The 23,233-nt window shown below is 58.0% G+C and carries 17 protein-coding genes; 9 read left to right on the top strand and 8 right to left on the bottom strand.

Annotated features, from left to right (window positions below; all coding sequences use genetic code 11):
• Positions 1 to 32: 32 nt before the first annotated feature.
• A complete protein-coding gene (locus tag J4D99_RS12355) occupies positions 33 to 2,075 on the top strand; it encodes a thioredoxin domain-containing protein (RefSeq protein WP_208132024.1) in 2,043 nt (680 codons plus the stop codon).
• 71 nt (positions 2,076 to 2,146) lie between these two features.
• The gene (gene priA, locus J4D99_RS12350; protein WP_370551425.1) at positions 2,147 to 4,693 is read left to right on the top strand and encodes a replication restart helicase PriA; all 2,547 of its coding nucleotides are present in this window, start codon (positions 2,147 to 2,149) and stop codon (positions 4,691 to 4,693) included.
• Positions 4,694 to 4,769: 76 nt separating this feature from the next.
• Here priA and J4D99_RS12345 read toward each other — a convergent pair whose 3' ends face one another.
• Entirely contained in the window at positions 4,770 to 5,381 is a 612-nt protein-coding gene (locus J4D99_RS12345; protein WP_208132023.1) for a hypothetical protein, read from the bottom strand.
• 272 nt (positions 5,382 to 5,653) lie between these two features.
• Here J4D99_RS12345 and J4D99_RS12340 point away from each other — a divergent pair, with 272 nt between their 5' ends.
• The gene (locus tag J4D99_RS12340; protein WP_208132022.1) at positions 5,654 to 6,367 is read left to right on the top strand and encodes a class I SAM-dependent methyltransferase; all 714 of its coding nucleotides are present in this window, start codon (positions 5,654 to 5,656) and stop codon (positions 6,365 to 6,367) included.
• A 59-nt stretch (positions 6,368 to 6,426) separates the two neighbouring features.
• Here J4D99_RS12340 and J4D99_RS12335 read toward each other — a convergent pair whose 3' ends face one another.
• Positions 6,427 to 7,716: an aminopeptidase P family protein gene (locus J4D99_RS12335; protein WP_208132021.1), complete on the bottom strand. Its 1,290-nt coding sequence runs from the start codon at positions 7,714 to 7,716 to the stop codon at positions 6,427 to 6,429.
• Between the two features lie 119 nt (positions 7,717 to 7,835).
• On the opposite strand from J4D99_RS12335, the gene J4D99_RS12330 reads away from it, so the two are divergent.
• Positions 7,836 to 8,513, top strand: coding sequence for a phosphatase PAP2 family protein (locus J4D99_RS12330; RefSeq protein WP_208132020.1), 678 nt, complete (start codon positions 7,836 to 7,838; stop codon positions 8,511 to 8,513).
• Here the strand turns inward: J4D99_RS12330 and J4D99_RS12325 are convergent.
• Together J4D99_RS12325 and J4D99_RS12320 are read right to left on the bottom strand one after the other, a co-directional pair.
• Complete coding sequence (locus J4D99_RS12325) at positions 8,510 to 9,577, bottom strand: fatty acid desaturase family protein (protein ID WP_208132019.1); 1,068 nt, start codon at positions 9,575 to 9,577, stop codon at positions 8,510 to 8,512. The genes J4D99_RS12330 and J4D99_RS12325 overlap by 4 nt on opposite strands.
• 403 nt (positions 9,578 to 9,980) lie before the next feature.
• A complete protein-coding gene (locus tag J4D99_RS12320) occupies positions 9,981 to 11,036 on the bottom strand; it encodes an acyltransferase family protein (protein ID WP_208132018.1) in 1,056 nt (351 codons plus the stop codon).
• A 353-nt stretch (positions 11,037 to 11,389) separates the two neighbouring features.
• Between J4D99_RS12320 and dnaE the strand changes: the two genes are divergently transcribed.
• Positions 11,390 to 15,106 carry a DNA polymerase III subunit alpha gene (dnaE, locus tag J4D99_RS12315; protein WP_208132017.1) on the top strand — a complete coding sequence of 1,239 codons (3,717 nt, stop codon included), beginning with the start codon at positions 11,390 to 11,392 and terminating at the stop codon, positions 15,104 to 15,106.
• 120 nt (positions 15,107 to 15,226) lie between these two features.
• Positions 15,227 to 15,556 carry a thioredoxin gene (gene trxA, locus J4D99_RS12310; RefSeq protein ID WP_144849028.1) on the top strand — a complete coding sequence of 110 codons (330 nt, stop codon included), beginning with the start codon at positions 15,227 to 15,229 and terminating at the stop codon, positions 15,554 to 15,556.
• Positions 15,557 to 15,650: 94 nt separating this feature from the next.
• Here the strand turns inward: trxA and J4D99_RS12305 are convergent, their stop codons facing one another.
• On the bottom strand, positions 15,651 to 15,968 hold the full coding sequence (locus tag J4D99_RS12305) for a hypothetical protein (protein WP_236018642.1): 318 nt from the start codon (positions 15,966 to 15,968) through the stop codon (positions 15,651 to 15,653).
• Between the two features lie 180 nt (positions 15,969 to 16,148).
• Between J4D99_RS12305 and J4D99_RS12300 the strand changes: the two genes are divergently transcribed.
• Complete coding sequence (locus tag J4D99_RS12300) at positions 16,149 to 16,574, top strand: hypothetical protein (RefSeq protein WP_208132016.1); 426 nt, start codon at positions 16,149 to 16,151, stop codon at positions 16,572 to 16,574.
• A 100-nt stretch (positions 16,575 to 16,674) separates the two neighbouring features.
• Entirely contained in the window at positions 16,675 to 18,591 is a 1,917-nt protein-coding gene (locus J4D99_RS12295) for an SPFH domain-containing protein (protein WP_208132015.1), read from the top strand.
• A gap of 80 nt (positions 18,592 to 18,671) precedes the next feature.
• Here J4D99_RS12295 and J4D99_RS12290 read toward each other — a convergent pair whose 3' ends face one another.
• On the bottom strand, positions 18,672 to 19,160 hold the full coding sequence (locus tag J4D99_RS12290) for an Lrp/AsnC family transcriptional regulator (protein WP_208132014.1): 489 nt from the start codon (positions 19,158 to 19,160) through the stop codon (positions 18,672 to 18,674).
• Between the two features lie 469 nt (positions 19,161 to 19,629).
• Between J4D99_RS12290 and J4D99_RS12285 the strand changes: the two genes are divergently transcribed.
• Positions 19,630 to 20,958, top strand: a complete 1,329-nt coding sequence (locus tag J4D99_RS12285) for a hemolysin family protein (RefSeq protein ID WP_208132013.1) — start codon at positions 19,630 to 19,632, stop codon at positions 20,956 to 20,958.
• Between the two features lie 69 nt (positions 20,959 to 21,027).
• On the opposite strand, the gene J4D99_RS12280 is transcribed toward J4D99_RS12285, so the two are convergent.
• Both J4D99_RS12280 and J4D99_RS12275 read right to left on the bottom strand, forming a co-directional pair.
• Complete coding sequence (locus J4D99_RS12280) at positions 21,028 to 21,654, bottom strand: TM2 domain-containing protein (protein WP_236018641.1); 627 nt, start codon at positions 21,652 to 21,654, stop codon at positions 21,028 to 21,030.
• A 304-nt stretch (positions 21,655 to 21,958) separates the two neighbouring features.
• Entirely contained in the window at positions 21,959 to 23,197 is a 1,239-nt protein-coding gene (locus tag J4D99_RS12275) for a carboxypeptidase-like regulatory domain-containing protein (RefSeq protein ID WP_208132012.1), read from the bottom strand.
• Positions 23,198 to 23,233 lie beyond the last annotated feature (36 nt).

The raw sequence follows: 23,233 nt of genomic DNA, 5'->3' as shown, positions 1-23,233 counted from the left end.
CTGGGTTTTGTTTTACCCAGCCTTGCTTCACTATGTCTGCCTCCTCAACCAATCGGCTAGCCCACGAAACCAGCCCTTACCTGCTGCAGCACGCTCACAACCCCGTGGACTGGTACCCCTGGGGCACGGAAGCGTTGGCTAGGGCCCAGGCCGAGCAAAAGCCCATTTTGGTGAGTATTGGCTACGCGGCGTGCCACTGGTGCCACGTGATGGAGCGCGAGTCGTTTGAGAACGAGCAGGTAGCGCGGGTGATGAACGAGCACTTCGTCTGCATCAAGGTAGACCGTGAGGAGCGGCCCGATGTAGACCAGATTTATATGGACGCCGTGCAGGCTATGGGTATTCAGGGCGGCTGGCCGCTCAACGTGCTGCTTACGCCCGAGGCCAAGCCCTTCTATGGCGGCACGTACTTTCCGCCATCCAACTGGGTCAAATTGCTCGAAAACGTAGCCCAAGCCTATGCTGGCGAGCACCGCGCCGAGCTCGATGGCTCAGCCGAGCGCTTTGCGCAGGTGTTGCAGGCTAGCGAACTGGAGAAGTACAGCGCGGCCGCCGAGCCCGCCAGCGCCGGCGTGAGCGATGAGGAATTTAAGCTGCTGGCCTACAACTTGGCCCAGCGCTTCGACCGCGAGCGCGGCGGTACCAATCGTGCTCCCAAGTTTCCGATGCCCAGCATCTGGCGGTTCCTGCTACGCACCTACCACATTTCGGGCAGCCCGCAGATGCTGGCCCAGGTCAACCTCACGTTGCGCGAAATGGCCTGGGGCGGCCTCTACGACCAGGTGGGGGGCGGCTGGGCCCGTTACTCAGTCGATGCCGAATGGCTGGTGCCGCATTTCGAGAAAATGCTCTATGACAATGGCCAGCTGCTGAGCCTTTATAGCGAGGCCTTTCAGGTAACGCAAGACCCGCTGTACCGCGAAGTCGTGTTTCAGACTGTGAACTGGGTGCGACGCGAGCTGACCAACCCGGAAGGCGGTTTCTACTCGTCGCTCGATGCAGATAGCGAGGGCGAAGAAGGTAAATTCTACGTCTGGACGCGCGAGGAACTGCAACAGCTTCTAGGCGATGAGGAGCCGCTGGCCTCCGCTTACTACCACTGCACGGGCCTGGGCAACTGGGAGCACGGCCGCAACATCCTGCACCGCCGGCAAACCGACGATGAGTTTGCCCAACAGCACAACCTGGAGCCGCACGTGCTGGCCAAGCTCATTCACGGCTGGCAGAAAGCCTTGCTGGCGGCCCGTGCCAAGCGCGTGCGGCCGAGCCTCGATGACAAAGTATTAACTGGCTGGAACGCGCTCATGCTCAGCGGGCTGCTGGCTGCTTACCGGGCATTTGGCGAACCCGAATTTCTGGTGCTAGCCCTCCGCAATGCGGAGTTTTTACAGGCGAACCTACGCCAGGGCCCACGGCTCTACCGCACCTGGAAGAACGGCCGCGCCACCATCAACGGCTTTCTGGAAGACTACGCCTTGGTGATTGAAGCCTACGTGAGTATCTACGAAGCCACGTTCACCGAAAGCTGGCTGCGTGAGGCCGAAACATTGACCAGCTACGTGCTTGCCAATTTTTTTGACCCTACCGAGCAGCAGTTTTTCTACACCGATGCCAGTGCCGAGCCGCTGATTGCCCGCAAGAAAGAATTGTTTGATAACGTTATTCCTGGCTCCAATTCGGTGATGGCGCACAACCTGCTGCGCCTGGGCCGCCACCTCGAAAACGCTGAATACCAAGACCTAGCGGGCACTATGCTAGCCCAGGTACAAGCACTAGTGGTGAAGGAGCCGCAACACCTCACCAACTGGGCCAGCCTCTACGTGGCGCTGCTACGGCCGGGCGCCGAAGTAGCCATTGTGGGCCCCGAGGCCGAAGCGTTTCGTCAACGGCTCAGCCGGCAATTTTTACCCAACGATGTGCTAGCTGGCGCCCTAGCGACCAGCGAGTTGCCTTTGCTCCAAGGTCGCAGCGGCACTGCTCAAACTACCATTTACGTGTGTCGTAATCGGGCCTGCCAGCTGCCTGTGCATTCGGTGGCCGAGGCGCTACAGCAGCTAGCCCTGGCGGAGCAATAAGTAGCTTTTTAACGCCCCATCTCCGCCCGGTCGGGGTTATCTTTACTATTCGCCTGCCCTAGCTGTTGCCCGTGTCGCTTACGTTTGAATTTGCTTCTCCCACGCCCGCCCCGGCGGCGATGCCCGACCGGGTCACGCTGTTTGTGGACGTGATTTTGCCCTTGCCGCTGCCCAAGCTCTACACCTACCGGGTACCTTACGAGCTGAACGACAACGTGGTAATCGGCGGCCGGGTCATTGTGCAGTTCGGGGCCAAGCGCACGCTTAGCTGCATTGTGGCCGCCGTGCACGAAACACCACCCAAAGAGTACCAGGCCAAGTACATTCTGGAGTTCATCGACGACGCGCCCGTCGTGACCCAGCCGCAGCTCAAGCTATTTCGCTGGATAAGTGAGTACTACCTCTGCACACTCGGTGAAGTCATCAATGCCGCACTGCCGGCTGCGCTCAAGCTCAGCTCCGAGTCGCGTATTCAGCTGCACCCCAGCTACCTCAACGAGGGGAGCCCCTACCCGCTCGATGAGAAGGAGCAGCGCATTGTAGACAATCTTCGCACCGAGGATGGCAAGGCGCTCACTTTTACTGAGGTGGGCGATGTGCTGGGCATTGCCTCGTTTCACAAGGTCATTAAGTCGCTGATGCAGAAAGATATCATCTTTCTGTTTGAGCAGCTTTCCGATAAATACACGCCCAAGGTGCTGAAGAAGGTGCGGCTAGCCCACCACTACGTGAGCACGGCGGCGGTAGAACGCCTGTTTGAGGACCTGGCCAGCAAGCCTAAGCAGGTAGACGTGCTGCTCAAGTACTTGCAGCGCGTGCCGGTACACCACAACGAGCACCTCAACCACCAGGGCATCGAAAAAGCGTATCTCACCAGTTCGCCGCACTTATCGGCTTCGGCGGTGAACACGCTGATAAAGAACGGCGTGCTGGAGCAATTCGACCAGATTGTGTCGCGCTTTCCGCTGGAAGAAAACCCGCTAGCGCAGATGCCTTTTCAGCTCAGCGAGGCGCAGACGACGGCCCGCGATGAAGTAATGACGCTGTTTGATCAGAAGAACATCGTGCTGCTGCATGGTGTCACGGGGTCGGGCAAGACGGAGATTTACATCGACCTCATCCGGCAGGCGCTTGATGGCGGTGGGCAGGTACTCTACCTGCTGCCCGAAATCGCGCTCACGGCCCAGATTGTGACCCGCCTGATGCGCGTATTTGGCTCGCGGCTAGGGGTATATCACTCCAAGTTTTCGGACAACGAGCGCGTAGAAGTATGGAATGGCGTGCTTTCGGGCCGCTTCCAGGTGGTAGTGGGCGTGCGCTCGGCGGTGTTTCTGCCTTTTGATAACCTGGCGCTCATCATCGTGGATGAGGAGCACGAAAGCTCCTACAAGCAGTACGACCCCGCCCCACGCTACAACGCCCGCGAGGTGGCCTTGATGATGGGCAACTTCCAAGGGGCCAAGGTGCTGCTGGGCTCGGCCACGCCGGCCGTCGAAACCTACTACCAGGCCCGGCTAGGCCGCTATGGGTTAGTTACGCTGAGCAAGCGCTTTGGCGAAGCGGGCATGCCCGAGATTGAGCTCATTGACACCCGCAAGCTGCGCGAGGCCAAGAAGATGCACAACCATTTCTCGGCCGACCTGCTGACCGCGATGGAAAGCAAAATCGCGCAGGATGAACAGGTTATCTTGTTTCAGAACCGGCGGGGCTACGCGCCTGTCACGGCTTGCCAGGATTGCGGCTACATTCCGAAGTGCCAGAGCTGCGCCGTGAGCCTGAGCTACCACAAGCACGCCCACGAGCTGCGCTGCCACTACTGCGGCTACCACGAGGGCATGCCCACTAAGTGCCCGGCCTGCGGCTCGCGGGCGCTGCGCACCCAGGGCTTCGGCACCGAGAAGCTGGAAGACGACCTTAAAATCATGCTGCCGCAAGCCAATGTGCAGCGCATGGACCTGGATACGACCCGCGCCAAAAACGCTTACCAGCAGATTATCGGCGACTTTGAGCAGCAGAAAACCAACGTGCTTGTAGGCACGCAAATGGTGACCAAGGGCCTCGACTTCGAAAATGTGAGCTTAGTGGGCATTGTCAATGCCGATGCCATCATTCACTACCCCGACTACCGGGCGCACGAGCGCGCCTACCAGATGTTTGTGCAGGTGAGCGGGCGCGCCGGGCGCAAGGGCAAGAAAGGCAAGGTGTTGATTCAGACTGCCGACCCAACGCAGGTAATCTTCGACAAGGTTATCCGCAACGACTACCTGGAGTTTTACGAGTACGAAATCCTGCAGCGGCGCGAACACGAGTACCCGCCCTTCACGCGGATGATTAAAATGACCGTGAAGCACATGGACCAGGAAATAGCGCAGAAAGCCGCCATCTTGCTCACGCAGGAGCTGGCCGAGCGGCTGGGGCGTGGGCCCGTGCTAGGGCCCGAAGCGCCCTACATTTTCCGCATCCGCAATTTCTTTTTGCAGGAAATCGTCATTAAGCTCAGCCGCGAGCACACGGTGCTGAAGGCCGCCAAGCTGGCCATTTGCGCCGCGATGGATGTGGTGCGCGACCAGAAAGGGTTTCGCCAGGCCCGCCTGATAGCCGATGTGGACCCGATGTAGCCTCACCAGACTATGAAAAAGCCCCGGCCGCTTGAGCGGCCGGGGCTTTTTTGGTCATTGAGGGGCCTAGCGAATTCTACAATTCGTCAAGCAGCCAGAGCACGATGAAGATAACGCCAACCAGCGCGATGATGAGGCCGATGATGTTGCTAAAAATGCCCACAATCAAACCAATCAATAGCAGAATGAGGCCGGTGCGCAGGTTACCGTTGATGCGGGCCGTGTGGGCTATATTATCGCCCTGCTTGAACTGCGACTTGGTGGCCAGCTTGTTGAGCTTTTTGGTTACTTTGGCCAGGGCTATGCGCTGCACGAGGCTAAGCTTTTGCGGAGCCGGCGTGGCTACCGTAGCGGTAGCCGGTGCGGCAGCTACTTCGGCAGCTTCGGTGGCCGGAGCTGCTGCTTTCGGGACAGTTGCGGCGGGCCTAGCGGCTGCTGGCGCGGTAGCCACCGTAATTTCGGGGGCAACGGCCGGACCGGTTATCGGACTGGCCTCTACGGCTTGTGCGGGCGTGGTCACAGTGGCTACTGGCGCGGCGCGGCGCACTTTGGGTGCGGCCGTGGCAGTGCCCAGGTAAGAATCACCTTTGGGCAGGAAAGCGTAGTCGGAACGACTGCACGAACCAAGCGCCAGGGCGCCGGAAAGGACCACCACAAAGCGGCCCAGGGTAGTAGTTAGATTTCGCATAAGGTGGAAAGCTAGCGGGTTGATGAAAGAATTGTGCTCCGATTACGTTAGCAAAGCGAATTTGGCTGAGTATTGCGCCATTTTTTTTATTCAAACAAATAGCTTAACACCCCTAGCTTCGCTAACCAACGCTGAACGCTGCGCCTTGCCCAGTTGTTGTGCGGCTGGCAAAAGCCGGTGTCAGACTGAATTATTCACTTATGAAAAATGCCGTAGTGCTTTGGGCTGGACTGGGGGCCGCAGGGGCTGTTGCCGCCTGCACGCAGCTTCCCATGGAGTCGAATGTCGTGAATGCGGCTAGCCTGCGGGCAACCACCATTACGGCTCATCCACCCGATTCGACGGGCTATGTGAGCCGCCCCGCGCGCGACCCCAACGGCATAGGGCGCTACTACGAGGGCCGGCAAATTGCCCACGTAATGGGACATGAAGGCGCCGACTGGCTGGAGCGCAATGACCGCACGCGGGAAGAAGGCACCGAGTTGCTCATCAATGAGCTGCACTTGAAACCTACCGATGTGGTGGCCGATATTGGGGCGGGCACGGGGTTTTTCTCGTTTCGGCTAGCCCCCTTGGTGCCACGCGGCCGCGTACTGGCCGTCGATATTCAGCCCGAAATGATAACCGAGCTGCGGCAGCGCCAGGCTAAAAACGGCCTGCACAATGTGGAGCCCGTGCTAGGCACCACCACCGACCCGCACCTGCCGGCCAGCGCCGTCGATGTAGTGCTCATTGTGGACGCTTACCACGAGTTTGACCACCCACGCGAGATGGGTCAGGCTATCAGGCGGGCGCTGCGGCCGGGCACCGGGCGGCTGGCCCTGGTCGAATACCGGGCCGAAGACCCGAATGTGCCCATCAAGGAGATTCACAAAATGACGGTGGCGCAGGCCCGCAAGGAGATGGCCGCCGTAGGGCTGGAGTTTGTGGAAGTGCGCGAAACCCTGCCCCAGCAGCATCTGCTGCTGTTCCGGCGGCCACAGTAATTTATCCACAAAAAAGCCCTTGCCAGTGTGGCAAGGGCTTTTTTGTGGGCTAGCCAAGCTTAGCGCTTCATCAGGCGCTCGATGTCGGCCAGCTCCAGCGGGATGTCGGCCATGAGGTCCTCGTTGCCGCTAGGGGTGATGAGGATGTCATTTTCGAGGCGAATGCCCAGCTTCTCTTCGCGGATGTAGATGCCCGGCTCGTTGGTGTACACCATGCCAGCTTCAAACTTGCGGTACTTATAGCCCACATCGTGCACGTCGAGGCCCAAGTAGTGGCTGGTGCCGTGCGGAAAATACTTTTTGTAGAGCGGCGCGTCGGGGTCCTGGTTTTTGACGTCGCTCTCGCTCAGCAAATCCAGTTTGATAAGCTCCTGGGTCATGGTTTCGCCCACAGCTTTGTGGTAAGACTCAATTTCGTTGCCCACGACCAGCTGAGTTTTCGCAAACTTAAACACCCGCAGCACGGCCTCGTACACCTGGCGCTGGCGCGGCGTGAAGGTACCATTAACCGGAATGCTACGTGTGAGGTCGGCGGCGTAGTTGGCATACTCGGCGCCAAAGTCGAGCAGCAGCACGTCGCCGTCCTGGCACTGGCGGTCGTTTGAGATGTAGTGCAGAATGGTAGCGCTTTCGCCGCTGCCAATGATGCTGGTATAAGCTGGCCCACGCGAGCCGTTTTTCACAAACTCGTGCAGTATCTCGGCTTCAATCTCATACTCCCACACGCCGGGCTTCACAAAGCCGAGCAGACGCCGGAAGGCATTGCCGGTAATTTCGCAGGCACGGCGCATGAGGCGGATTTCTTCGGGGCTCTTGATGGCGCGCAGCTGGTGCAGGAGCCTAGCGGCGCGGCGGTACTGGTGCAGCGGGTAGCGGCGCTGCAAGTCTTTGATAAAGCGAGCATCGCGGGTTTCGACCTCCACTACCGAGCGAATGTGCTCGTTCGAGTTCAGGTACACATACTCGGCCTCGTTCATGAGGGCGGCCAGCACGGCGGGCAGCTGGTCGAGCCACATCACGGTTTTGATGCCCGACACTTGGCGGCCTTCCTCCTTGGTGAGCTTGTAGCCTTCCCACACCAGAATGTGCTCGGAGGTTTCGCGCAGAAACAAGATTTCGCGGTGCTTCTCAAGCGCCGCATCGGGGCAAATCAGCAAGATGGTTTCCTCCTGGTCGACGCCCGAGAGGTAAAACAAATCGGTGTTTTGCTTGAGGGCGAGCGTGCCGTCGGCGTTGGTGGGCAGGATATCGTTGGCGTTGAAAATGGCTAGCGAATTAGCCGGTAGCAGCTCGCGGAAGCGGCGGCGATTCTCAACAAACAGCTCGGGAGCGATGGGACCGTAGCGCATAAGGTGGCGGGAAAAACGGGTTAGGGGCCGCAAGTTACGGCCAGCCCCAAACGCGACCCGGCCGCCGCGCGGTAATTTTGCTAGCCCCTAGCTGGCCGCCTCGGCCGCGCTCTTCGCTTATGCTTGCACTGCTCCGGCACACCCGCACCTTCCTTATGCCCTACCTGGTGCTGCTGCTGGCGGTGGGTGCCGTGCTCCTGGCCACGCCCAAGCACACAGCTTTTTTCTGGGTAAATGGCCACAACACTCCCTTTTTCGACCAGTTTTTTCGGCCATTCACCAACGTGGGCGATGGCGTATTCTACGTGCTCGTGGTATTGGCGCTGCTATTTGTGCGCTTTCGCTGGGCACTCACGGCCTTTGTGTGCTTCGCCCTGACGTCGCTAGCGGCCCAGATAGGCAAGCAGCTGATTTTCACGGGCCACCCACGGCCCTTCCGCTACTTCGCCGAAAACCCTGGCTTTCCGCCCCTGCACGTGGTAGAAGGCGTAGTGATGGGCACGCTCAAAAGCTTCCCGTCGGGGCACTCTACCTCGGCGTTTTCGGTGTTTCTGGTGCTCACCTATTTTGTTAAGAATAAGAACTGGGGCTACGCTTTCGTGCTGCTGGCTGCGCTGGCCGCCTACTCGCGGGTGTACCTGGCCCAGCATTTTGAAGAAGACGTAACGGCCGGCTCCATCCTGGGCACCGTGCTCACGCTGGCCGTGCTAGCTTGGCTGGAGCCCTGGCTCGACCGGCACCCTCGGCCCTGGCATCGCTGGCGCCTGCGGCGGCCCGGCCAAGCGGCGCGAGGCTAGGCCAGCTGTGGCACCAGCACTGCCCGGCCAATGCGCTGGGTGCGGCGGCGCAGCAAGCCAGTTACCTCGGCCTCGGTACGCTCGGTGCCATCGAGCAGCACAAAGTGGCGGGCCAGCAGGTCGTAGCGCTTGGCCATAAGGTAGAAGAAGATGTGCAGAAAGTGGATGCCATCGAATACAATAGCTTCATTGTCGGCATACTGCGCTAGGTTTTGGCGGAAGTGGTGCGGATGGTCGGTCCAGTGCAGGGCCGGCTTGAGGTGGTGGCTGATGTGGTAGCCATCGTTCCAGCACTTATGGTTGTAGCTGGTGTTGATGCAGGTTACGCTGTTGCGGTAGCAATTTTCGGGGCTAGCGGCGTCGATGAACGCGTGCTGCGCCCAGTTGCCGAGCATCATGATAACCCGCGACAGCAGGAAAGGCAGCACGAACACGGCCAGCGTAGCAGGCAAGTTTACGAAGGCCAGCCCGATGGTAACTAGCGCATACACAGCCTCGCCCCGCAGCAGGCGGTAGCGCAGCGTGGTTTTGTTGCGCTTCGTAAAATAGCTGGCTAGCTTAGCTACTCCCAGAAATAGAAAGTCGCCGAGGTAGCGCAAAAAACCGCGCAGCGAGTCGCGCTGGTAGAACATGGTCGAGCTTTCGTCGTCGGGCAGATTATTCTCGGGGTGGTGCATGCCTAGGTGGTGCACGAAGTACGACTCTGGCGTTTGGCCAAAAAGTGGCCCTAGCACCCACGGAATGTAATTATTCAGCCAGCCATATTTCTTTTTAAACAGCATCCGGTGGCTGGTGCAGTGCAGCATCAACCCAAATGGCCCTTTGAAGCGCGCATTGCTAAAAAAGAAGAACAGCCCAAATGCCGCCCACCACCACGGCCCGCGCAGCGCCGGCACAAAAAGCAGCACCGCTAGGGGCAGCATGGTGGCCGTTATCTTAAAAATGAGGTAGGCGAACGGCAGGTCGCGCTCGTCTTGCAAGTAGTGGACAAGCCGCTTGTCGAGCCAGGAAGGAGCAGCCGGCCGGGTATACACCGGGTCGGTAGAGGCGGCCAATACTTTCATAAATGCGTCGATGGGAAAAGCTACCTGAAGCAAATCCCCCGACCCCGGCTTTTCTAAAAAGAAAAACCAAGCGAAAGCAAGCGCAGTGGGCAGCGGGAAGAACTGAACGCAGCCCTAGCGGTGGGCCAGTGTGGCCCATGTGGCGAAGGTAACGGGCAATGCTGCGAACGAGTTCGACAGTCTGCCAAAATACAGTGCTCATTTTCAGGACCTATTCCCGCTCAGGCAGCAGCCCAACACTAAAACTGGCCCGGCGGCAATTTTACGCAGTCGCATTCCTACCTTCCCTGCTCCCACTCACATGCGTTTTTACGCCGCTACAAAGAGAATTTCCTGTCCGGCAGGAGCTAGCAAACCCAACCTGTTAGGGAGCGCCCAGCCATGAACTGTCTGGCAGCCGATGCTAATTAAACCGCTGCTTGAGTCGCAGGAAAGGCCGCTCAACAACGTAGTACGAAAAGATGGCGCAGGCTGACAAACCAGCTACATTGAGCGGGAAATGATTAAACCAAAACATGGGGCGCATGACAAATATTTGCTGCCACAAATACAGTCCATAGGAAATCTTACCTATAAAACTTAACGGCCGGCTATTCAGCAACCGGAACCAGGGCCCGCGCGCAACATAAACGGAATACAGCAGCACACAACCCATTGCCAGAAAAGCCAATGTACCATGGCGCTGGCCAAGTAGCCCCCAAATGGCACTTAAATGGGGTACGGGGTCAGTGAGGCGGTTGACATAGCCTAGCCCAAAAAGCACTAATACTGACCCAATAGCGAGGGCCCGCCACACCTCTGGCCGAAAGGCCGCCAGCAGCGGCTTGCAGTAAAATGCAAGCAAACAACCCAACGCCAGCGCATCGATGTTCATCAGCAGCGACAGGTCGTCGAACATCTCAGCGGGCACGCAGTAGCTATATAGCCGCAGCAGAGGCACACCGGCCAGCATAATGGCGCACCCATAGCGCCGGGGCCTGTCGCCCCAGCAAAATAGCAGCGGCCAGATTAAGTAAAACTGCTCCTCAATGCTCAGTGACCAGCCGTGGGCCGTGTACCAGTCTTCATGCCAATTGAGATACTTAGTAAACGTGAGCGCTGTGAACCACGAGGCGGGCTCAATCTGCAGGTAGCCTAGCTGCTGCGCCAGGTAGTAAGCGAAGAGCAAAAAGTAGTAGGCCGGCACAATTCGCAGCAGTCGGCGCACATAAAAGTTACGCAGATTGATAGAAGAATGTCTCTCTTCCTCCGCCAGCAACAAACGTGTGATAAGGAAGCCCGACAGGATGAAGAACATGCTCACACCCATACCACCGTCGCGCACAAAATCCAGCCCTGCCCGCACGTAGTGGTAGCGATAAACCGCGTTAAAAATCCCGGTATGCCCAAGGTGCCCAGCAATAACCATGGCGACACTCAGGGCGCGCAAGCCATTGACGCTCGGAAGCTTTTCGTGCATCGGATGCAATTCTTGAAAAAGATGCCTTTAGGCTACTGGCTTGAGTTGAGCAGCCTATGCAGCCAAAGGTAGGGCCAGCCTGTTTCCCCTATGCTAAGAATGCAAGCGTGAGCCAACCCAGCCTGCTTTGCAACTTTAGCTTTGGCAGCAGCAGCCCATACTGCTACTCGCTTCGTGCTGGCACAGCTCTGAAATCCAACGCCCACAGCCTCAGCACTCCACTGACTGGCGCTTGGAGTAGCCCCGGCTCAGCGGTAACTTTAGGTTTCGATGAACACCCAGATATTAGGGGCTAGCGGCAAACTCAGCACCTCTGTTTTCTTGTTCTTTGCTCACTGTTACCAACTTGCCTCATGCCCGTCTTCTCGCACCTGCACTCGCACACCCAGTACTCGCTGCTCGATGGCCAGGCCAGCATTGGCGCGCTCATGAAGAAGGCGCAGGCCGATGGCATGCCCGCCGTGGCCCTCACCGACCACGGTAACATGTTTGGGGCGTTCAACTTCGTGGCCGAGGCCAACAAGTACAACGTGAAGCCCATCGTGGGCTGCGAATTTTACATGGTGGCCGACCGCCACAAGAAGACGTTCCTACGCGAAAAGGGCGAAAAAGACAACCGCTTTCACCAACTGCTACTCGCTAAGGACCAAGCCGGCTACCACAACCTGGCCAAGCTCTGCTCTCTGAGCTTTATCGAGGGCGTGTACTCCAAGTTTCCGCGCATTGACAAGGAGCTACTGCTCAAGTACCACGAGGGGCTCATTGCCACCAGCTGCTGCATCGGCGCGGAGATTCCGCAGGCTATTTTGTTTGAGGGCGAGGAGAAGGCGGAAGAGTTGCTGAAATGGTGGCTCGACGTATTTGGCGACGACTACTACATCGAGATTCAGCGGCACGGGCTGATGAACTTCGACGGCACCGGCAAAAGCCAGGAAGACGTGAACCAGGTGCTGCTGGGCTTCGCCAAGAAGTACAACGTCAAGGTTATCTGCACCAACGACTCGCACTACGTAGACCAGACCGACTACGCGGCCCACGACCTGCTGCTGTGCGTGAACACGGCCGAAGAGCGCAGCATCCCGGTTGGCGACTTCGAGACGAACTACTACACCGTGCTCACCGCCGACCAGCGCGTGCACTACGACACGCTCGACAACCTGCGCAGCGCCCACGCCTACGATGAGAACGCCCGGCGCATGCTGGCCCGCATCGACGAGGAGCTGCAGAAGCCCCCTAAGCAGCGCCGCCGCCGCTTCGGCTTCGCCAACGACCAGTTCTTCTTCAAGAGTCAGGAGCAGATGAACACGCTCTTTGAAGATGTGCCCCACAGTGTGGATAACACCAACGAGATTGTGGATAAGATAACGCCGCCCAAGCTGGCGCGCGATATCCTGCTTCCCAACTTCCCCATCCCGCCCCAGTTTGCCAACGCCGACGAGTTTTTGCGCGAGCTGACCTACGTAGGCGCCTTCGGGGCTAGCGCTGGCAACGGCTCCGTAACGATGACCAAGCCACCGCGCTATGGCGAGCGCACGCCCGAGGTAGAGGAGCGGCTAGACTACGAGCTGCGCATTATCCAGACCATGGGTTTTGCGGGCTACTTCCTCATCACGCAGGACTTTATCAACAAGGGCCGGAGCATGGGTGTGGCGGTGGGTCCCGGCCGCGGCTCGGCCGCCGGCTCGGCGGTGGCCTACTGCGTGGGCATCACCAACATCGACCCCATCAAGTACTCGCTGCTGTTCGAGCGCTTCCTGAACCCTGAGCGCGTATCAATGCCTGATATCGACATTGACTTTGACGACGTGAACCGCCAGAAAGTCATTGACTACGTGGTAGGTAAGTACGGCAAAACGCAGGTAGCCCAGATTATCACCTTCGGCACGATGGCCGCCAAGTCGTCCATCAAGGACGTGGCTAGGGCCATGGAACTGCCCCTGCCGGCGGCAAACGAAATTGCCAAGCTGGTGCCTGAAAAGCCGGGCACTACCCTAGCCGGCGCCTTCCGCGACGTGCCCGAGCTAGCCGCTATTCGCAATGACCAGAGCGACCTCAAGGGCCAGATTCTGGCCCTAGCCGAGCGCTTGGAAGGCTCGGTGCGTAACACCGGCATTCACGCGGCGGGCGTTATCATCGCGCCCGACGATATCACGAACTACATCCCCGTTTCGACTTCCAAGGACTCGGACCTGCTTATTACGCAGTTCGACGGCAAAGTGATTGAGTCAGCGGGGATGCTGAAGATGGACTTTCTGGGCCTTAAGACCCTGACCATCATTGTGGATGCTCTGAACTTGATTGAGCGCAACCACGGTATTAAAATCGACATCGACGAGATTCCGCTCGACGACCCCAAGACCTACGCGCTTTACCAGCGCGGCGATACGATTGGTACGTTCCAGTTCGAGTCGGAAGGAATGCGCATGTACCTCAAGGACTTGAAGCCGACCAACATCGAGGACTTGATTGCCATGAATGCGCTGTACCGGCCCGGTCCGATGCAGTTCATCCCCGACTTCATCAACCGGAAGCACGGCCGCGAGCCTGTGGAATACCCGCATGACCTGCTTAAACCCATTCTGGAATACAGCCAGGGCATTATGGTGTACCAGGAGCAGATTATGCAAACGGCCCAGATTCTGGCCGGTTACTCGCTAGGGGGTGCCGACTTGCTGCGCCGCGCCATGGGTAAGAAGGACATGAAAAAGATGGCCCTGGAGCGCGAGAAATTCGTGAAGGGTGCCGGCGAGATTCATAAAATCCCGGCGAAGAAGGCCAGCGAAGTCTTCGACGTGATGGAGAAGTTTGCGGAGTACGGCTTCAACCGCTCGCACTCGGCTGCCTACTCGGTAGTAGCATATCAGACTGGTTACCTGAAGGCTAACTACCCCGCCGAGTACATGGCCGCCGTACTCACCAACAACATGGGCGACATTAAGAAGGTGACCTTCTTCATCGAGGAAGCCCGCAAGCAGGGCGTGGCCGTGCTAGGCCCCGATGTGAATGAAAGTGAGCAGAAATTCAACGTACCCCGCGAAAACCAGATTCGCTTCGGCCTGGCTGCTGTGAAGGGCGCAGGTGAAGCCGCGGTACTCGAACTCGTGGAAGAGCGCAAGAAAAACGGGCCGTTCTCGGATGTGTTCGACTTTGCCAAGCGCGTGAACCTGCGCTCGGTGAACAAGAAAACCTGGGAAAGCCTGGCCCAGGCCGGCGCCTTCGACAGCTTCGAGAAGTACAACCGCCGCCAGTTTATGGACGCCCCGGCCGGCGACCAGAACCTCATTGAAAAGGCGATGAAGCTGGGCCAGCAGCACCAGGCGGCCAAAGAATCGGCACAGCACAGCTTGTTCGGGGCTAGCGCGTTTGGCGCAGTAGCCGCGCCCCTGCCAAAGGTGCAGGACCTGGAAGAATGGAGCGCCCCGGAGAAGCTGCGCCGCGAAAAGGAAGTAGTAGGCTTCTACCTCTCGGGCCACCCGCTCGATACCTACCGCATGGAAATCGACGCCTATTGCACTTGCCCGCTCGATAAGCTAGAAGGGCAAAAAGGCAAAGACGTGAACGTGGCGGGCCTTGTATCGGGCGTTCAGTTCCGCACGACCAAGAGCGGCCAGCCGATGGCCTCGTTCAACATCGAAGACTACGATTCGAGTATTAACCTGGCGCTGTTCCGCGACGATTACACGCGCTTCGGCCCGCTCATCAACCCCAAGAACTACCACAACGAGCAGGTGCCGCCGCTCTTCATCCGGGGTAAGATGGAGCTGCGCTACGGCACCCAGGACCAGTGGGAGTTGAAAATCAAGACGATGGAGCCCCTAGCCCAGGTCGCCGACAAGCTCAGCAAGGGCGTGCGTGTGAAACTCGACCTGCGCACCGTGACCGGCCCCATGATAGACCGCCTGCAGGAAGCCATCGAGCACGCTAAGGGTTCGAAGCGCCTGGAGATACAATTTGTGGAGCCTCACGAGCGGCTGGCGGTCGATATGTTTTCGCGTCGCTTTCAGATTGAACCTAAGACGTTTATCGAGAAGATGCGTGAGTTTGAGCTCGATGTGTGCTCGTTGCTATAGCCAGCCTGAACATCGGCTGAACTTTCCCCTACCCCGTTTGTTTTACTCCAACTCCGCTACCTTGCAGCCTCGTTGGCTGTACACGCCGGACGTTTTTTCACTAACATTTTCCCTAGCGTCATGGCGCACAAAGCAATTGAAATAACCGACGCCAATTTCGAGGAGATTATCAACTCGGACAAACCGGTACTTGTGGACTTCTGGGCCGAGTGGTGCGGCCCCTGCCGCATGGTAGGCCCGGTGGTAGAGGAGCTGGCCGGCGAATACGAAGGCAAAGCCATCATTGGCAAGGTAGACGTGGACGCCAACCCCCAGACGTCGATGAAGTTCGGCATCCGCAGCATTCCCACGCTGCTGGTGTTTAAGAACGGTCAAATTGTGGACAAGCAAGTAGGCGCCGTGCCCAAGCACGTGCTCGCCCAGAAGCTCGAAGCCCAGGTTACGGCCTAAGATTCGCGAAGCTTTCGGCTTAGCCTGAAAAATCTAAAAGCCCCGTGCTAGCAGTAGCGCGGGGCTTTTGGCGTTTAGGCCTTGAAAAGGGGAGCTAGCGCACTTGGCCGTCGTGCTTCTGGCGATGGATGGCGCGGCTGGCGCGGTTTTCGGTGCGGCGAATGTCGCGGCGCTCGCCGGCCGTTACGTTGCCATCGGCGCGGGCGGCGCGCTTCTCGGCCGTGATACCGGCCTCGCGGCCGCGCAGGCGGGCCGCTTCGGGGCGCGTGAGCTCGCCCGAGCGCACCCCCTGGCGGATGCGGGCGCGCTCAGTGCGCTCGCGGGCATTGAGGATGGGCGTCTGGGCCGTGGCGGCCAGCAAGTGGCAGGCTAGCAACGTGGTAGCCGCTGTGCACAACAAAATATTTTTCATAAAAAAGGGCTTGAAAGCAAGAATTTGCACCGTAAACTCGCGGGTTCGATGTGCAGATGTCTTCGGAGTTTAACCGCGGCCATTGCCGCTAGCTAATCTTGCTAACGAAGCACCTATATTTCGGCACATTTTCTGCCAGGTACGGCAGAGACTTTTCCATCCACTTTTTCTTCCTACACCATGAAACGCTTTTTCGGATTTCTCGCTGCTTTGCTAGTAACTGGTGGCCTAGCCGCCCAGGCCCAGACTGCCCCAGCTACCGGTACGATGAGCAGCAGCTCGTCGAAAATGACGACTACCAAAATGTCGCAGGTGCCCGCCACCACTACTACGCACACTTCGACCTCAACTAACCCGGCCGGCATGAGCAAGTCTTCGACTATGTCGAAGAGCGGGGCCACCATGAGCAAGTCGAGCTCGATGACCACGCCTTCGGGCATGACCAAGACCTCGACCAGCACGCACATGAAGGCCGACGGCACGCCCGACATGCGCTACAAATCGAGCAAGACGGTAAAAACCGGCCCCATGAAGGCCGATGGCACGCCCGACATGCGCTACAAAGCCAACAAAACAAAAACCACGACTACCAAGAGCGTGATGTAATGCCCACCCTGGGCTAGCGATAAAGTCCTTCCCGGCCAGTCTGGGAAGGACTTTTTTATGCCTTTACTTTGATACTTCTTCGCTCTCTCCCCTTTTTTCTATGTTGCTAGCCCTTACTGTCCCTGTTTTTCTTACGTTTCTGGGCGTGCTCACTGGCGTGCTGGTGGTAATACTACTGGCCAAGTCCCTGCTCGGCATTGTCGTTATCGGCGAGCTGGAAGTTGGCATTGTAGCCAAGAAATTTGCCCGCACCTCCCTGGCGGCCGGCCGCCTCATTGCCCTCGAAGGAGAAGCCGGCTTGCAGGCCGATACGCTAGCCCCCGGCTGGCACTTCTTTTTATGGCCCTGGCAGTTTTCGGTGAGTAAAGAGCCGGTGACGGTAGTACCGCAGGGCGAGATTGGCCTCGTGGTAGCCAATGGTGGCGCGGTTATTCCGCCCTCGCACATGCTAGGCCGGGTGGTGGAGTGCGACGACTACCAGGATGCGCGGGCATTCTTGACCAAGGGAGGCGAGAAGGGCCGGCAGCTCGGCATTCTCACGGCGGGCACCTACCGCATCAATACGGCCCTCTTCACCATTCTAACGCGGCGCAATGCCGAGAGCATGGGCATGAACCCGAATGAGCTGGTAGTGTATCGCGTGGTGCCCGATGCTGTGGGCATTGTCACCACCCTCGATGGTGTACCTATCGAGCCGGGCGAAATTGCCGGCCCTGTTATTCCCGAGCACGATAACTTCCAGGATGCCCAGCGCTTCCTGGTGGCCGGGGGCCGGCGCGGCCTGCAAGAGCAGGTGCTGCTGAGCGGCGCCTGGAACCTGAACCCCTGGTTTTGCCGCGTCGAGCAGGTGCCTATGACGGAGATTCCTATCGGCCACGTGGGCGTGGTCATTTCCTTTGTGGGCCGCCCGGCGCAGGACGTAAGCGGCGCCGACTTTACCCACGGCAACCTCGTGGAAGTGGGCCACAAAGGCATCTGGGTGACGCCGCTCTACCCCGGCCGCCAGCCCCTGAACACCCGCATTATGCGCGTCGAGCTGGTGCCCACTACCAACATCGTGCTCAACTGGGCCAACCGCACCGAGGCGCATGGCTACGACAACTCCTTGAGCAGCATCACGGTGCGCTCGCGCGATGGCTTCTCCTTTAACCTCGACGTGGCCCAGATTATTCACGTAGGGGCGCTGGATGCGCCGCGGGTCATTTCGCGCGTGGGCTCTATGCAGAACCTGGTAGACCACGTGCTGGAGCCGATTGTGGGCAACTACTTCCGCAACAGCTCGCAGGAATACACGGTGCTCGACTACCTCACCAACCGAGCCGAGCGCCAGCGCGATGCAGCCAGCTTTATTCGCACTGCCCTAGCCACCTACAATGTGCAGGCCGTGGATACGCTCATCGGCGATATTGTGCCGCCGCAGCAGCTCATGACCACCCAAACGGACCGCAAGCTGGCCGAGGAACAGCGCAAAACCTATGAGGTGCAGCAGGCTGCCCAAACCCAGCGCCAGGCCCTGGTGCGCGAAACGAGTATTGCCGATATCCAAAGCGAGCTGGTAAAAAGCGAGCAGGGCGTAAATATCGCCGAGCTCAATGCCAACTCCCAGGTAAAAAAAGTGCGTGGCGAAGCCGAAGCCGCCAAGCTGCGCGCCGGTGGCGAGGCTGAAAGTACCCGCCTGCGGGCAATCGCCGATTCAGAAGCTACGCGCCTGCGCGGTGTGGGCGAGGCCGAAGCCATCCGGGCCATTGGCCAGGCCAAGGCTGAAGCCTACCAGGTGGGCGTAGCTAGCCTCGGCACCCGCGAGTTTACGGCCCTGCAATTGATGCAGATTATCGGCGACCGCCAGGTAAAAATTACGCCCGATGTGCAAGCCAATGGTGGAGGGGCCGGCAGCGGCGCAGGCGGCCTGGTCGAGGCCCTGGTGGGCCTACTCGTACAAAGCCAGCAGGGGGCCTCGCCAGTACCAGCACCACCACCTCAGCCGGGCCCAGCTGCCCCCAATGAGCCTGCCGCTTAACTAGCTAGCCCCCAACGCAGCGCCTCCCCAGTAGAGGCGCTGCGTTGGGGGCTAGTACTAGTAAGAGGTCCTGGCCAGGATTACTTGGCCACATCCAGCGATACTTCTTCGAGCTGCACGGTGCGGCTAAACACTTCTTCGAGCGAGATAAGCGTTTCGGTGCGCTCTACACCTTCTATCTGTTGCACGCTGTCGTGCAGCACGTTGCGCAGGTGCTGAGTGTCGCGGCAGGCTAGCCGGGCAAATAGGTTGTAGCTGCCCGTAGTGAAGTGCACGCTAATAACCTCCGGGATGTCGCGCAGTCGCGCAATCACGGAGTCGCAATAAGAGCTTTTGAGCAAGAAGATGCCCAGAAAGGCCTGTATCCCAAAACCTACCTTGGTCAGGTCGAGGTCGAGGGTAGCGCCGCGCACTATGCCCTGCTCTTCGAGGCGCGTCATGCGGCTGTGAATGGTGCCGCCCGACACCCCTAGCTGGCGCGCTATCTCGGAGTAAGGCAGCTTGGCATCCTGCACCAGCAGGCCCAGAATACGGCGGTCAATATCATCTAATTCGTATGGGCGGGACATGGGCAAGTAATTGAGAAGGGAATCAAAGATAACTCTCCCACTTAAACATTGTTAAAAAATGTCATATAAACTGAAGATTAAATAATTTTCAAGGTTTTTTTTGATAAAATTTGCAAACACAGAATGTAATGCCCTACCTTTGACACATCAAAACGCAAACGGCGTGGCGACCCAAACCTTGTAGTGTGGTGAAACTGGCAGACACGCCCTCCTATCTCGGGGGTGAAGACTAGGGGATAAAGCAGCGGCTTCTCGGAGCCACCGCCTAACTTCTTCGTGGAGGTTCAAGTCCTTCCGCTACAGCTTTTTTAGAAGAGGCGCTTTCCCGGCCGGGGAGGCGCCTCTTCTTCATTTAAGCGCTACCAAATGGCTGAATTATAGCGCCCGCCGCTAACCCACCCTGGCAGCGTGCGTACTTTTGCATTACGTAGGCTACCCCGGCGGTTCGTATCGGTGGCTAGTCCGGCTCATGGGCACCCAATTACTCTTCACGTTTCTCCTCATTTTAGTAAACGCCTTCTTTGTTGCGGCCGAATTCTCCCTCATCCGGGTGCGGCTTTCGCAGCTAGAAGTAAAAGCCAAAGAAGGCAGCCGCTTAGCGAGCCAAGCCATTAGCGTGCTGCGGCGGCTCTACGACTACCTGTCGGCTACGCAGTTTGGCGTCACGGTAGCATCGCTGCTGCTGGGTGCCGTGGGCGAGGAAGTCTTCACCAAGATTATCGAAGACCTGCTGCCCAAGCTGCACCTCACCTTTAGCGAGGCTACGGTAAAAAGCATTGCCTTTGCGGGCGGGCTCACCATCCTCACGTTTTTGCACGTGCTGTTTGGTGAGCTGTTTCCCAAGGCCTTAGCCATTCAGCGGCCCGAAAGCGTGAGCTTGGCGCTGGTGCTGCCACTGCGGGCCTTTTACATCGTCACGCTGCCGCTCACCTGGTTTTTGTCGAAAGCCTCCAACCTACTACTAGGGGCGGTGGGCCTGCACAACAGCGGCCACGGCACCGAGGCCCACACTTCTGACGAGCTGCGCCTGCTCATCGACCAAAGCAAGGAGAGCGGCGAGATTCAGGATTCGGAACACGAACTGATTGAGAACGTCTTCCAGTTCAACGACCGGATGGTGAAGCAGATAATGGTGCCCCGCACCAAACTGGCTGCCCTGAACGTGCACGCGCCCGAGGAAACCATTCTGGAAACAGTTTTCAGCGAAGGCTACTCGCGCATGCCGGTGTACGAGGGCAACATCGACAATATCGTGGGAGTACTCTATGTCAAGGACTTGCTGCCCATTATCCGGCGCGGCGAGCCGCTGGAGTTGGCTCGCATTATGCGTCCGGCCTATTTCGTGCCCGAGACGAAGAAAATCAACCGCTTGCTGCGCCAGTTTCAGCGCAAGCACATTGTAATGGCCATCGTGAGCGACGAGTTCGGCGGCGTGTCGGGCATCGTCACCATCGAGGACATCATGGAGGAACTGGTAGGCGAAATCCAGGACGAGTACGACAACGAGGTACCGGTGGTGGAGAAGATTTCGGAAACCGAGTACCGCGTAAACACCGCTACGGCCATCCCCGATGCCAACGAATTTCTCCCCTACCCCTTGCCCGAGGGTGACGACTACGAAAGTGTGGGCGGCCTGCTGAATGTGCTCTACGGCAACATTCCGGAAGTCGGCGACGTGGCCGTGCTCGACCCCTACGAGTTTCGGGTGCTGAGCCGTACCGGCCGCGTGGTCGAGATGGTGCAGCTGCGGGTTATCAGCAACACTGCTCCGGCCGAAACAGACCCCTTGGCTGCCTAGACTTAGCACTACCCACATAAAAAAGCCTCCCGACTTGGGAGGCTTTTTTATGAACGTGTATTCGGCAGATTAGTTATTGAAAGTCTTACCGTACTCACCGTTCTTTGGCTTGAGCTTACCCGTGATGATACGAATCAAGTCAATGATTTCGAGCACAAACAAGGCAATGCCTGGCAGGATAAGGAAAGAGGTCAGGAATAGTGCGATGTACAAAATGCCCCGGCCCACATACCCTAGATAAAACCTGTGCACCCCGAGAGCGCCCAGGAAAATATTCAGCAATAGTGCAGTCAGTTGGCTCTTGCCATCGGCAGTTGTGCCCTGCGGAGCCGCTGCCAGTTGGCGCTTCAACTCTTTCTTGAGGGCTTTGCGGTCAAGTTTGGCAACTACTTCTTTTTCAACAGCGGCCGGGGTGCTCGTTACTTCTTTTGCAGCGGTAGAGGCGCTAGCCTGATGCGCAGCGCGACGGGCACTGTGGCGAACCGGGGCTGCTGTGGCTACTTGCTGCGCAGCTGCTGCAGGAGCAGCAGTCGTCACCTCTTCAGAGGCAGATTTACCGGCAACTGGTGCCTGCATTTGCTCCGAGCCTAAATAGGCGGGGGCAGTGTTGTTAAAGGCATAGTTTGCGCGACTGCACGACGACAGTGAGATAGCAGCGATACCAAGACCTACTACAAAACGGTAAGCGTTTCTCATAAAAGAGAATAAATAAAAAAATGGTGAAGGGTAGAACTTATCGGCAAAGCTATTTGCTCAACAACCCAACTTCCTATTCCTTCCTGAATATTTTAACGCTTTTTATCAGTTTCCTTACTAGGGTTCTATTAGGCATTGCTATCGGCCTAAAACCAACTGGCATACAACCGGTAATGGGCGGCGGTGCGGTGCAGGCCCGCCGCTTATACTTCGCTCACGGGTTTGATTTTGCGGGCCGGCACGCCGGCATAGAGATAGGGCTACTTTGAAATATTTCTTTATTATACCAATAACATCTAAACGTTTATTTCAGCGGCGCGGGAGTGTAATCAAGTGGGAGCGCCTCGCCGATTCTTTCGAAGCTCCAGTAACCATCTACTTTCACGCTGAGCGGATTGGTCAGGTAGCCATTCGGGAGAATGATAGCGTCAGGGCCAAGTAAGCGTAGCTGTGATTGCTCCAACACGGGTTCGTAGAGCGCCTTTCCTAAGGCCGTTTTCGTTTGGCCGCCAAGCCACCTATTGGCTAGGGCATCCTTCAGATTGTTGCTTCTGGTTTCGGTCACGTAGGCCACGTACATATCATCGGGCTGCTCACGCTGATACGTAACTTGCAGACTATTAGCAAACAGTAGCCTAGTCCTCGCCGGGTTGCCTTCGCTGCGGCAAACCTGGGCCGCTTGCAGTGGCTGGCTATATACGCGTGCCAGCAGGCCTGGCTCGGGCTCCAGCACCGCAGCGAGCGAATCATTGGGCTGCGCTAAACGCTGCCGGGCTTCAGTAGAGCTCAGCTCACGTACCATACGCTGCACCAGAAAGCCGTTTTCTGCCAGGCTGTTTTCGCGCACGCTGCGCAAAAAATGCGGCAGCGAACCGGCATATGCCTGGCGGCGGCTTTCGCTCCAGCGTTGCTGCTGCCTGGCATCGACACTGTTGAGCTCCTCAAACCGAGGCGCCCCTACAAACTCACAACGATTATCGCGGTAGAAAACCTTAAAATCGAAGTTATAATAGGTAATACGGTAGCCGAGCGCTTGGTTGAGCACGCGCAGGTTGCGCGGAGCCACCGCCGTCAGTTCGCGGTGGCCCTCATCGTAGACCACGACTACATCTTCCGGATTTTCAATGCGACACTGCCTCGACAGCGCGCTATTACCCAAGAATTGCACTAAAAACTTCTGGTAATCGGACGGGCGGTTTTTACGGGGCCGCACCACCACCTCGTCAAGCTGCGTGGGGCTCGGCTGCAGAAGAATTGTCAGAGTCGCTGCTGCTGACACCTCTAGCTGCTTTTTATAAAGCTGATAGCCTACGTAAGAGGCCACCAACTCATATTGGGCATCCGGAATACCATCCAGCACGAAGTGGCCCGTCGAATCAGTAGTAGTCCCGTAGGTTGAATTAGCGAAGAATACACTGGCGTAGGCTAGCGGCTTCTGCGTGCGGGCATCGCGCACTTGTCCGTCTAGCCTGTGCTGGGCCTGGGCCGCCCAGCTCCCAAGTAGCGCGGCTAGTAGCCACCCGCAAAAGAAGGAAGGACGCATAGGTGAAGGAAGCGAATAAATCTGGCAGAAGTATAC

Source organism: Hymenobacter sp. BT559, assembly GCF_017571525.1.
In the GTDB taxonomy this organism is placed as follows: Bacteria; Bacteroidota; Bacteroidia; order Cytophagales; family Hymenobacteraceae; genus Hymenobacter; species Hymenobacter ginsengisoli.
Note: the sequence above shows the minus strand (reverse complement) of the source record. Positions and strands in the feature narration are given on the sequence as shown.